The organism is Mycobacterium sp. (assembly GCF_049280035.1).
Lineage (GTDB): Bacteria > Actinomycetota > Actinomycetes > Mycobacteriales > Mycobacteriaceae > Mycobacterium.
Window position 1 is genome coordinate 1 of the sequence record NZ_JBAPPI010000872.1, and the last position, 11,200, is coordinate 11,200.

Annotated in this window: 10 protein-coding genes; 5 read left to right on the top strand and 5 right to left on the bottom strand. The window is 66.2% G+C overall.

What is annotated here, in order from left to right; genetic code table 11:
* Both WAN71_RS27735 and WAN71_RS27740 read right to left on the bottom strand, forming a co-directional pair.
* On the bottom strand, positions 1-374 hold a 374-nt coding region (locus tag WAN71_RS27735), incomplete at its 3' end, for an FHA domain-containing protein (RefSeq protein ID WP_422228395.1).
* A 117-nt stretch (positions 375-491) separates the two neighbouring features.
* Positions 492-980, bottom strand: a complete 489-nt coding sequence (locus WAN71_RS27740; protein ID WP_422228396.1) for a MarR family winged helix-turn-helix transcriptional regulator — start codon at positions 978-980, stop codon at positions 492-494.
* Between the two features lie 124 nt (positions 981-1,104).
* On the opposite strand from WAN71_RS27740, the gene WAN71_RS27745 reads away from it, so the two are divergent.
* Together WAN71_RS27745 and WAN71_RS27750 are read left to right on the top strand one after the other, a co-directional pair.
* Positions 1,105-3,192, top strand: a complete 2,088-nt coding sequence (locus WAN71_RS27745) for an ATP-binding cassette domain-containing protein (RefSeq protein ID WP_422228397.1) — start codon at positions 1,105-1,107, stop codon at positions 3,190-3,192.
* 73 nt (positions 3,193-3,265) lie between these two features.
* A complete protein-coding gene (locus WAN71_RS27750; RefSeq protein WP_422228398.1) occupies positions 3,266-4,108 on the top strand; it encodes a CbiQ family ECF transporter T component in 843 nt (280 codons plus the stop codon).
* Positions 4,109-4,111: 3 nt separating this feature from the next.
* Here WAN71_RS27750 and WAN71_RS27755 read toward each other — a convergent pair whose 3' ends face one another.
* Genes WAN71_RS27755 through WAN71_RS27765 form a run of 3 tightly spaced genes read right to left on the bottom strand, consistent with a single transcriptional unit; the run spans position 4,112 to position 7,132 of the window.
* A complete protein-coding gene (locus tag WAN71_RS27755; RefSeq protein ID WP_422228399.1) occupies positions 4,112-5,452 on the bottom strand; it encodes an ABC transporter substrate-binding protein in 1,341 nt (446 codons plus the stop codon).
* A complete protein-coding gene (locus WAN71_RS27760) occupies positions 5,449-6,273 on the bottom strand; it encodes a carbohydrate ABC transporter permease (protein ID WP_422228400.1) in 825 nt (274 codons plus the stop codon). The genes WAN71_RS27755 and WAN71_RS27760 overlap by 4 nt, the downstream gene beginning before the upstream one ends.
* On the bottom strand, positions 6,260-7,132 hold the full coding sequence (locus tag WAN71_RS27765; RefSeq protein ID WP_422228401.1) for a carbohydrate ABC transporter permease: 873 nt from the start codon (positions 7,130-7,132) through the stop codon (positions 6,260-6,262). The genes WAN71_RS27760 and WAN71_RS27765 overlap by 14 nt, the downstream gene beginning before the upstream one ends.
* Positions 7,133-7,215: 83 nt before the next feature.
* Here WAN71_RS27765 and WAN71_RS27770 point away from each other — a divergent pair, with 83 nt between their 5' ends.
* From WAN71_RS27770 to WAN71_RS27780, 3 genes are read left to right on the top strand one after another with little or no spacing between them, the layout of a single operon-like run.
* The gene (locus WAN71_RS27770) at positions 7,216-8,733 is read left to right on the top strand and encodes a TldD/PmbA family protein (RefSeq protein WP_422228402.1); all 1,518 of its coding nucleotides are present in this window, start codon (positions 7,216-7,218) and stop codon (positions 8,731-8,733) included.
* A complete protein-coding gene (locus WAN71_RS27775) occupies positions 8,730-10,103 on the top strand; it encodes a metallopeptidase TldD-related protein (RefSeq protein ID WP_422228403.1) in 1,374 nt (457 codons plus the stop codon). Before WAN71_RS27770 ends, WAN71_RS27775 begins: the two co-directional genes overlap by 4 nt.
* Positions 10,104-10,110: 7 nt before the next feature.
* A complete protein-coding gene (locus tag WAN71_RS27780; RefSeq protein ID WP_422228404.1) occupies positions 10,111-10,950 on the top strand; it encodes a carboxymuconolactone decarboxylase family protein in 840 nt (279 codons plus the stop codon).
* The last annotated feature ends 250 nt before the right edge of the window (positions 10,951-11,200 follow it).

Consider the following 11,200-nt stretch of genomic DNA (forward strand, 5'->3'; position numbering starts at 1 on the left):
GCCGGGCGCGGCGCACGCCGTGGCGGTGGCGGTGGCGGCGGAGGTGGCGGGGGTGGCGGGGCGCCGAGCTGAAATACCAGTCGGGGTCCATGCTGCGGATCGCCGAGCGTGATGGCACTGCCGTCATGGATGAAGACCGTGGACATTCGCACGCCGCCGACGTAGATGCCGCCTTCGCCGCGATCGACGGCAATCCATTGCCTGCCGTTGTGATGCACCACCACGTGGGTGGACGCGGGGGATGTGCCGGCGCCGTCGACGCGGACATCGGCTCGGTCGTCGCGGCCGATGGTCACGTCCCGGCCGACGGGAAAGGTGTATCTATCGGGTCCGAACCAGACGATCAGGGGGGAAGCGACTGCTTCCGGGGGCATAGTCACCACCTTCCGCGCCCATCTCCTTGGGTCGAGTGACGGTCGTCTCTCCGCCATCATGCCCCGAGATCCAGAGGAGGGACGTCGGTGCTGGCCAAGCGGCGCTGCTACCAGCCGCTAGCGAGACCCGCCCGGTCGCGGCGCCGGGGCGGCATCCTCCAAAAGGCGGCGCAACACCGCGACGGCTTCCACCAACGTCTGGCGGTCCCCGGACCTTAGCCTGGCAAGTTGCGGCTCGATCACCGCAGCCCGGTCGGCCCGCACGCGGCTGAGTGTGCGCATGCCCTCAGGTGTGATCCGGATGCGGACTGCCCGGGCGTCGCCGGGGTCCACGGTCCGGGCGACCAGGCCGGCGTCTTCGAGCCGCCGCACTTGGGTGGTCATCGTCGGCTGTGAGCAGTGGTCCACGGCGGCCAGATCACAGATCCGAGCTTCGCCGTGGGCTTCGATGGTCGACAGTAACCGGGCCTGCGCGGCCGGCAACTGCATCTGGATGCGCTGGGTGGCATAGCGATTGAGCCGGGCGACCACGGCGAGCAGATCCGCGCCCAGACCGGCGCCGGTCTCCCCGGCCGCGCCACGATCGGCGGTAGCGGATGTCGTCATGTGTCTATAATTGCATAGCTAGGCTATCTAGACCACTAACCGGCTAATTTCGATGGTGCAAACTCGTGTGACCCGCCACGCTCTACGCGCGGGGAACTCCCCGACAACTGGCAGAATTGGTGAAATGAGCGCGACACACCCCCCGTCCACGTCCCGAGGGGGTGGACCGCTGAGACCGGGCGAACTCGCGCAGTCGGCAGTCATGGCGGCACTTTGTGCGGCGACTGCGATCATCGCTGTCGTCGTCCCGTTTGCCGGCGCATTGGCACTGCTTGGCACCGTTCCGATGGGATTACTGGCCTACCGCTACCGCTTCCGCGTGCTGATCGCCGCGACGGTCGCCGCGGGCATGATCGCATTTCTGATCGCGGGTCTCGGCGGCTTGATGACTGTTGTCAACAGTGCCTATGTCGGCGGCCTGACCGGAGTCGTCAAACGCCGGGGCCGCGGCACCCCGACCGTAATCGCCACCTCCTTCGTCGCGGGAGCGGTTTTCGGCGGAGCGACGGTTGCCGCGTTGGCGGCACTGGCGCGGCTCCGGCACCTGGTCTTCGCGGCCATGACCGCCAACGTCGATGGAACTGCGGCTGTCTTGAGGGGGATCGGGCGCTTCGCGATTGAACACACATTCCCACTCAGCAGACCCTTGGGGATCGGGCTTGAGACCGCCGCCGACCGCCTCAAGTGGGTCTTCGCCGAGGCGCTGCACTACTGGCCGTGGCTGATGCTCAGCAACGGCATCGTCTCGATCATGGGCGTCTCGTTGATCGGGTGGTGGGCGCTGTCTCGCGTGCTGGATCGGATGCGCGGCATCCCCGATGTGCACAAACTCGACGCACCGATCGAGAGTGCGCCAATCGCGCCGGTCCCAGTCCGGTTGGACCAGGTGCGCTTTCGCTACCCGGGCTCCGATCACGACGCACTGCGCCCGGTCAGCTTGGACGTCCACGCCGACGAACACCTGGCCATCACCGGCGCCAACGGCTCCGGCAAAACCACGCTGATGCTGCTGCTGGCCGGCCGCGAGCCGACGTCGGGCACTGTGGAACGCCCTGGGGCGGTGGGGCTTGGTCGACTGGGCGGCACCGCTGTAGTCATGCAGCACCCGGAAAGCCAGGTGCTTGGTACGCGGGTGGCCGACGACGTGGTGTGGGGTCTGCCACCCGGGACGAGCATCGACGTCGGTCGGTTGCTGAGCGAAGTCGGTCTTGCCGCGCACGCGGAACGCGACACCGGCAGCCTGTCGGGCGGTGAGCTACAGCGCCTGGCGGTGGCCGCCGCACTGGCGCGGGAGCCTGCGCTGCTCATCGCTGACGAGGTCACGAGCATGGTTGACCAGCAGGGGCGAGAAGCCCTGCTTGGCGTGCTATCCGGCCTCAAGCAGCGGCACCGCACGGCGCTCGTTCACATCACGCACTACAACAATGAAGCCGATTCCGCCGACCGCACAATCAATCTCAGCGATTCCGGGGACAACACCGACATGGTCGAAACGACCGCCGCGCCGGCAGCAACCGTCCCGATGGGCCACGATTCCGGCGCGCCGGTGCTCGAACTTGCCGGCGTCGGGCACGAATACGGCAGCGGGACCCCGTGGGCAAAGGTCGCGCTCCGCGATGTCAGCTTCACGGTGCACCAGGGGGATGGGTTACTGATCCACGGCGGCAACGGCTCAGGTAAGTCGACGTTGGCATGGATCATGGCCGGACTGATGGTGCCGACCACCGGAACGTGTGTGCTTGACGGCCGCCCCATCCACGAGCAGGTCGGCGCGGTAGCGCTGTCCTTCCAGGCGGCCAGGCTGCAGCTGATGCGCAACCGAGTCGACCGGGAAGTGGCCTCGGCGGCAGGCTTTTCGGCCAAAGACCATGATCGCGTGACGAAGGCGCTGGCCGTTGTAGGACTGGACAGCGGATTGGCGAAGCGGCGCATCGACCAGCTCAGCGGCGGTCAGATGCGGCGGGTAGTGCTGGCCGGTCTGCTGGCGCGCTCGCCGCGCGCGTTGATCCTTGACGAGCCGCTGGCTGGCCTGGACGCCGTCACCCAACGCGGTTTGCTGCGGCTACTCGAGGAACTGCGCCGCGAGAAGGGTCTGACCGTAGTCGTCATCTCCCACGACTTCGCCGGGTTGGAGGAGTTGTGTCCACGCACTTTGCATCTGAGCGATGGTGTGCTGGAACCGGCTTCGGCGACGGTGGGAGGTCTCTCATGACCCGCGCCGGCGACGAATTGGCACTGAGCGATGAGGTGGGGGCACCTCCCGCTTGCGGGGGAGAGCGGCGCACATGACCGCAGCGCCCCCGGATGAACGCGCGGCCCGTGGCCAAACTCGCTCGGTCGTGCTGCTGCGTCCGGTGCCCGGTACCTCGGCAGTCCACGACCTGTGGGCCGGCACCAAACTACTGGTGGTCCTTGGCATTTCGGTCCTGCTGACGTTCTATCCCGGATGGATCGCGATTGGGCTGGTGGCAACGTTAGTGCTGACAGCGGCCCGGATCGCGCGCATTCCACGCGGCGCGCTGCCGTCGGTACCGCGCTGGCTGTGGATTCTGATGGCGATCGGCGCCATTACTGCGGCGTTTGCCGGCGGAAGTCCGGTGATCGACGTGGCCGGGGTGCCGATCGGATTCGGCGGGCTGTTGAACTTCCTGCGCATCACTACATTGTCGATCGTGTTGCTGAGTCTGGGGGCGATGGTGTCGTGGACCACCAATGTCGCCGAAATAGCGCCGGCGGTTGCCACTTTGGGTCGACCACTACGGTTATTGCGGATTCCAGTCGACGAGTGGGCCGTCGCATTGGCACTTGCGTTGCGGGCATTCCCGATGCTGATCGACGAATTTCGGGTGCTGTATGCGGCGCGGCGGTTGCGGCCCAAGCCGGTAGCGGCCACCCGCTGGGCTCGCCGCAAGCGTCGTGCCCTGGAGTTGATCGACCTGATCGCTGCGGCGATCACTGTGACATTGCGGCGCGCCGACGAGATGGGCGATGCGATCACGGCGCGTGGCGGCACCGGTCAGATTTCGGCCACGCCGGCGCGGCCGAAACTGGCTGACTGGCTTGCACTCTCGCTCACTGCGGCGGTGTGCATCGCGGCGGTCGCGCTGGAAGTGCCTTTGGGCGGCTAGCCCCTAACGGCGCGCGGCGGCGTTGGCCGCTTGCTGCGCCTGGCGCAGGGTCGACGACACGTCACTGCGGCCCAGGAACATTTCGTCGAAATACGATTTGAGGACCTGATTTCCGGCGGCGAAGCCGGCGCCTCCAGGCGCATCGATGCGCGGTCCGTTCAACACCGCGAAGAACGGCAGAACGTCGACCTTCTTCGCGGCCCAATAGTCGAAGTACACTTTCTGCGCCGACCGGACTGCGGGAATGGCGCTGCCATGCCGGCCCACGTATTGGTTGCCTTGCGTGCTGCCCATCCAGGCCAGCACCTGGCGCACCGCGTCAGGGTGCGCAGATGCGGAATTGCCTGCCGCGGCGATGCCATTGGTGACACTGACCCGGCCCTTGGGGCCCGCCGGCAGCATAGCGACACCCCAGCGGAAGTTGGCCTGGTCGGCCACCGCCGCCAGGTTGTAGGTGCCGGACTGAAAGAGCGCCATCCGGCCGGCCAGGAACTGGTTGCGGGAGAAGTCGCCGTTGTCGTTGGTGTCCGAGGCAGGTGGCGCGACGTGGTCGCCGTTGATCAGGCTGATCAGGTAGGTGAAAGCCTCGACCGCGCCGGGGTTGTCGAAAGCGAAGCGATCACCGTTTTGGAATACGCCTCCGGCCGACCCGATGTAGTTCAGGTAGATGCCTTGCGCGTCGTTGGCCGCGTTGTAAGCCCACTGGCGGATACGTCCGGCATCGAAACTCGGTGTGGCCGCGGTGTGTCCATCGGCATCGACCGTGAGCCGGGCCAGCAGCGGGCGCAGAGTGTCGCCGCCGCCCGGGCTCCAACGCAACCTCGCCAATTCGGCGGGGTCGACACCGGCGGCGGCGAGCAGATCGGCGTTGTAGTACAACGCGATTCCGGCATCGGTTAGTTGGGGAACTGCCCACAGCACCCCGCTGCGGGTGAACTGCTCGACCACCGATGGTTCCCACGCTGACGCGGCGCCCGCGCCAAGGTTTTTCCCGATGTCGATAAGCCGGCCGCTGTCGGCGTATCCGGCGAGGTAGGCATTGGAGATCCAGAAGATGTCGTCGGCGCTGCCGCCTGCGACGTCGGTGCGCAGCGTGTTGAAGTAGGTGGAGTAGGCCACCACATGGGTGTGCACCTCGATGTCGGGATGGGTTCTGGTGAACGCCCCAAACGATTGCCGATACGCCGCCGCCACCTGCTCGTCCCACAGTCGAACGGTCACCACCGTCTTGCCGCCGCGCGGCCTGGCCGAGACGTCCAACAGCACCGCCGTCCCGGCCAGCAACGCCGCGACCAACACTAAAGCCAGTGCGAACAGCGTGGAGAACCTTGGCCGGTAGCTCATTTGAGCCCCGTAACGACGATCGATCGCACTATGTGCCGCTGGAAAATCACGAACAGCACCAGCAGCGGCACAATCGCCACGATCGTGGCAGCCATCACCAGCGTCCATTGGGCGTTATACCGCGACTGCAGCGCAGCAGTCGCCACCGTGAGCACCTGCCACTTGGCGCCAGTAGTGATTACCAGCGGCCACATGAAGTGATGCCATTGCGACACGATGGTAATCAGCATCAACGTGACCAGGACCGGTCGGCTGGAGGGCAGCACCACGTGCACGATGACGTCCAGCGTGTTGGCGCCGTCGAGATACGCGGCGTTGATCAGGTCATCGGGTATCGCCCGAAAGTACTGGCGCAGAAGGAAAATTGCGTAAGGCGAGCCGAACATGAATGGCAACACCAACGCCCAAAAAGTGTTTCGCATCCCGAGCTGAGCCATCATCAAATAGAGCGGCACCACCGTCACCGAGCTCGGCACCATCAACGTCACGATATAGACCCAAAACAGTGCGTCCCGGCCGGGAAAACGTAGCCGAGCGAATGCATAGGCGGCAAGCACCGAAAAGGTCAGCTGCCCAAGCAGGATCACCGCCGTCATCAACGTCGTCACCGCCAGCGCCCGACCGAAACCCGCGCTGCTCAAGTCGGCGTAGTTGGCCAGCGTCGGCGGTCGCGGCCAGGCCAACGGTGTACCGGTTGCGAACTGGTGCGCGGAGGTGAATGAAGTGACCAAGCCGAGCGCGAACGGCGCCACCGTGATCACCGCACCCAGTACCAGGCCGGCGTAAACCAGAACTGCCGACGGCGATTTAGGTGAGGTCATAGCTGATCCGTCGACGGAAATACAGATGTTGGACGACGGTGATGCCGACCAAGATGACGAACAACACCACCGCCATCACCGCGGCGCGGCCGATCGCCGCTGCCCCGAATGCCTCGGCGTAGATCCGGTGCGCGACCAGATCGGTGTGGTTTTCCGGTCCGCCGCCGGTCAGCGCGTAGACCGTGTCGAAAACCTGGGCGGTACTGATGACTCCGGTGACCAGCACGAAAAACATGGTGGGCCGCAGCATCGGCAGCGTGATGCGCCAGAACCGCTGCCAAGCGGTGGCCCCGTCGACGCGTGCCGCGGAGTGGACGTCGGTCGGGATCGCCAGGATGCCGGCGAGGAAGAACAGCGCGACGTAACCGACATTGGCCCACACGACAACGGCCGAGACCACCGGCAGCGCCAGGCCGGGATCGGTGAGCCATTCGACGCGATGGCCCAGCAGGGTGCTTACCGCGCCGTCGGTAGGCGCCAGGATCCAGCGCCACATCACCGCGATCGCCAGCGGGACGCAGATCCACGGCAGCACGTAAAGCGTGCGGAACAATCCGCTGCCGGGTAGATCGCGTGCCAGCAATGCGGCTGCCGCCAGGCCGAGCACCGTCTGCGTCGGGACCACGATCGCAACGAAAATCAGCGTGACCAACAGTGAATTGCCGAACGCTGAATCGCTAAGTACCGAGCGCCAATTCTCGCCTCCGACATACTCGATGGGCCCGAGCAGGTCCCAGCGGTGCAGGCTCAGCCATGCCACCACGAGGATCGGCAGCAGCAAAAACGCGACCACCCCGAACAGGCTGGGGGCGAGCAGCGCATAACCCAGCGCGGTCGATCGGCGCCCGGCGTCACTCATAAGCGCCGTTCCTCCCCATCGCTTCGCTCTGCATCGTCACCGGCGCGCATGAAGGTATTAAAGCTCGTCGTTACGGTGGTGTTGTGACACCGAACCGGGGGATCGATGCCGACTTTCTCGATCTGCCCCGCCATGAACTCGCCGATGCCGCGCTGTCGGCGGCTACCGCGGCCGGTGCTAGCCACGCCGACCTGCGGATTCACCGGCTCACCACCGAGATCATCCAGCTGCGCGACGGCGAGCTGGAGACCGCGGTGCTCAGCCGCGAGCTCGGCCTCGCCGTCCGGGTGATCGTCGACGGCACCTGGGGATTCGCCTCGCACGCCGAGTTGTCACCGACGGTTGCGGCGAACACCGCGCGACGGGCTGTCGGGGTGGCCACCACGCTGGCCGCACTGAACACCGACCCCGTCGAGCTGGCGCCCGAACCGGTGTACAGCGATGTCACCTGGGTTTCGAGCTACCGAATCGACCCGTTCGCGCTGACCACCGCCGACAAGATCGTCGTGCTCGACGAATACTCCGGCAGGTTGCTGGCCGCCGACGGCGTGGACCACGTGTCGGCCAGCCTGAACACTGTCAAGGAGCAGACCTTCTACGCCGACACCTTCGGCTCGTCGATCACTCAGCAGCGGGTGCGGCTGATGCCGGTCCTGGAAGCGGTCACCATCGACACCGGCGGCTGCGGGTTTGACTCGATGCGCACGCTGGTGCCGCCGATGGGCCGCGGCTGGGAGGTGCTGGCCGGCGACGAAGTCTGGAACTGGACCGACGAGCTGGCGCAGTTGCCGTCGCAGCTGGCCGAAAAGATCAAGGCGCCCAGCGTGACGCCCGGGCGCAAGGACTTGGTGATCGATCCGACGAACCTATGGCTGACGATCCACGAATCCATCGGCCACGCAACCGAATACGATCGAGCCATCGGCTACGAGTCGGCCTACGCCGGCACGTCGTTCGCCACCCCAGACAAGCTCGGCAGCCTGCGCTACGGATCGCCGGTGATGAACGTGACTGCCGATCGTACCGTCGAATTCGGTTTGGCCAGCGTCGGTTACGACGACGAGGGCGTGGCCGCCCAAAGTTGGGATCTGGTGCGCGACGGGATCTTCGTCGGCTATCAACTGGACCGGGTGTTCGCGCTGCGGCTGGGCCTGCCGCGCTCCAACGGCTGCTCGTACGCCGATTCGCCACATCATGTGCCGATTCAGCGTATGCCCAATGTCTCGCTGCAACCCGGCCCCGAGGACCACAGCACCGCTGACCTGATCGCCCGCGTGGACGACGGCATTTACATCGTCGGCGACCGATCCTGGTCGATCGACATGCAGCGCTACAACTTTCAGTTCACCGGGCAGCGGTTTTACCGCATCCGCAATGGACGCCTGGACGGCCAGCTTCGCGACGTCGCTTATCAGGCCACCACTACCGATTTCTGGAATTCGATGGAAGCCGTTGGCGGCCCGTCGACTTGGCGGCTTGGTGGGGCGTACAACTGCGGCAAAGCCCAGCCCGGCCAGGTGGCCGCGGTCGGTCATGGCTGTCCGTCGGCGCTGTTCCGCGGCGTCAACGTGCTCAATGCCCGCATCGAGGCCGGCCAATGATCAACGCGCAGCGGGTGATCGACATCGCGCTGGAAGCTGCCGCGCGGCGGGGACGTGCCGACGAGACTATCGTGCTGGTCACCGACCGGATCGCGGCGTCGCTGCGGTGGGCGAACAACTCAATGACTACCAACGGCGTGTCAACCGCCCGCAGTACAACCGTGATTTCGATTGTCCGGCACGGTAATACAGCACGGGCGGGCTCGCTGACCTCGTCCGAGGTTGACCCGTCGGTGATCGAGGGGTTGGTTGCGGCATCGCAGGCGGCTGCCGGGTCGGCGCCGGATGCCCGCGACGCCGCGCCGCTGCCAGCTGGCAACGGCGCGCCGGCCGACTGGGACGCCCCGACGCCGGGCACCGGCCCCGAGGTGTTCGCCGACGTCGCCCGAGAGCTGAGTCGCGGCTTCCGTGGCAGCGACCAGTTGTACGGCTTTGCCCGGCACGCGCTGGAGACGGTGTATCTGGCGACCTCGGGCGGATTGCGGCGGCGCTACACCCAGCCCACCGGTTCGGTGGAGATCAACGCCAAACGCGATGGTGCCAGCGCGTGGGTGGCGGTGGGCACGCCCGATTTTGCCGGTGTCCCAACGGATCTGCTGCTGGAGCGGCTGTCGACGCGGCTGGGCTGGGCCGAGCGCAGCGTCGAGTTGCCCGAAGGCCGCTATGAGACCATCCTGCCGCCGTCGGCGGTGGCCGACATGATGATCTACCTGGGCTGGTCGATGGCCGGTCGCGGCGCGCAGGAGGGCCGCACCGCGTTGTGTTCCTTCGACGGCGGAACCCGGGTAGGGGAGCGGCTGACCGATCTGCCGCTGACGCTGTATTCCGATCCGAGCGTGCCCGGTTTGGCGTGTACGCCGTTCGTGGCGACCGCCAGTTCGTCGGAGACGCTGTCGGTTTTCGACAACGGCATGGACATCGAGCGGGTGGACTGGATCCGCGACGGGGTGATCAATGCGCTGGCCTACCCGCGGGCCGCGGCCGCCGAATTCGCGGCTCCGGTCGCCGTGGCCGCCGACAACGTCGTGATGACCGGCGGCAGCGCCAGCTTGGCGGACATGGTCGCGGCGACCGAGCGTGGTCTGCTGCTGACCACGCTGTGGTACATCCGCGAGGTCGATCCCACCACGCTGCTGCTGACCGGGCTCACCCGCGACGGTGTCTACGTGGTGGAAGACGGCGAGGTAACGGCGGCGGTCAACAATTTCCGGTTCAACGAGAGCCCGTTAGACCTGCTGCGACGGGCCACCCAGGTGGGTGTCAGCGAGCGAACGTTGCCGCGGGAGTGGGGCGATTGGGTCACCCGGACGGCGATGCCATCGCTGCGGATTCCCGACTTTCATATGTCGTCGGTCAGCCAGGCGACATAATGCGAGGGTGCGTGACGACGAGTTGGCCCGGCTGGTCGCGTTGTCGCCCGGCGACGGCCGCACTGCTGCCCTGATCCGGCGGGTCTGCGCGGAGACCCTGGCGCTGCCACCGCTTCCGGCCGAGGTCGAGGTGACCGGCCCGGGATCGGATGCCGAAGCCGTCGTAGCCGACTTCGCTGAACAGTTCAGCGTCGACGTCTCGATGATCGGTGACCAGCAGCGGTCGAGGTTGTGGTCTGCGCTGGGGGACAAGACGTTTGGCGTCGTCGTGCAGATGTACATCGCCGACTTCGTCCCGCGGGTGCGGGCCGGGCTGGAAATGCTCGGGGTCGGCGAGCGGTACCTGGGCTGGGCGGATGGTTCAGTCACCTGGGATCACACCACCGACCCGTCCGACGCGGTGTTCAACGGCTTTCTGCCGGAGGTCGCGCGGTTGCGCGAGCTCGACGCACTGACGTCGGAGGTGGTCCGACTGCGCGGGGCGGCTCAACACAACTGCCGGTTGTGCAAGTCGCTGCGGGAAACGACGGCATTGGATGCCGGCGGATCGGAGACGCTCTACGGCGACATCGAGCACTTCGAAGCGTCTGGGCTGCTGACCGATCGGCAGAAGGCGGCGTTGCGGTATGTCGACGCGCTGATCTGGGCGCCGGGCCGTATCGACCGCGGCATTGCCGCCGCGGTGCGATCGCAGTTTTCCGATGCCGAGGCCGTCGAGCTGACCTTCGACGTGATGCGCAATGCCAGCAACAAGGTCGCGGTGGCGTTGGCCGGGGATGCCCCGCGGGTCGAAAGCGGGACCGAGCAGTATCTGCTCGACGTCGACGGTCAGACAGTGTTCAGCTAACCGTAATCTGTGTAATTCCTCAGAGCGTGCGACGATGGGTGCCCCCGTGTTGCAATCCCATGACCAGTCGCGACGACCGAAAGTTGGTAAGAGAGAAAGCCATGGCAACAGCAAAGGAAGCGCATCACGACGCTGCCGAATCTCTATTCGGGGCCATCATCGCGGTGCTCGACAAGCACGAGGCTGAACACACCTTGACACCGGAGATTCTGGAGGAGTTGGCCCGAGCCTATGCGGCGGTGGCTGCCAG

Excerpts from the sequence above, each read along its gene's own strand:
- WAN71_RS27760 (WP_422228400.1), bottom strand. The coding sequence starts at position 6,273 with ATGACCTCACCTAAATCGCCGTCGGCAGTTCTGGTTTACGCCGGCCTG.
- WAN71_RS27755 (WP_422228399.1), bottom strand. The coding sequence starts at position 5,452 with ATGAGCTACCGGCCAAGGTTCTCCACGCTGTTCGCACTGGCTTTAGTG.
- WAN71_RS27765 (WP_422228401.1), bottom strand. The coding sequence starts at position 7,132 with ATGAGTGACGCCGGGCGCCGATCGACCGCGCTGGGTTATGCGCTGCTC.
- WAN71_RS27775 (WP_422228403.1), top strand. The coding sequence starts at position 8,730 with ATGATCAACGCGCAGCGGGTGATCGACATCGCGCTGGAAGCTGCCGCG.
- WAN71_RS27750 (WP_422228398.1), top strand. The coding sequence starts at position 3,266 with ATGACCGCAGCGCCCCCGGATGAACGCGCGGCCCGTGGCCAAACTCGC.
- WAN71_RS27740 (WP_422228396.1), bottom strand. The coding sequence starts at position 980 with ATGACGACATCCGCTACCGCCGATCGTGGCGCGGCCGGGGAGACCGGC.
- WAN71_RS27745 (WP_422228397.1), top strand. The coding sequence starts at position 1,105 with ATGAGCGCGACACACCCCCCGTCCACGTCCCGAGGGGGTGGACCGCTG.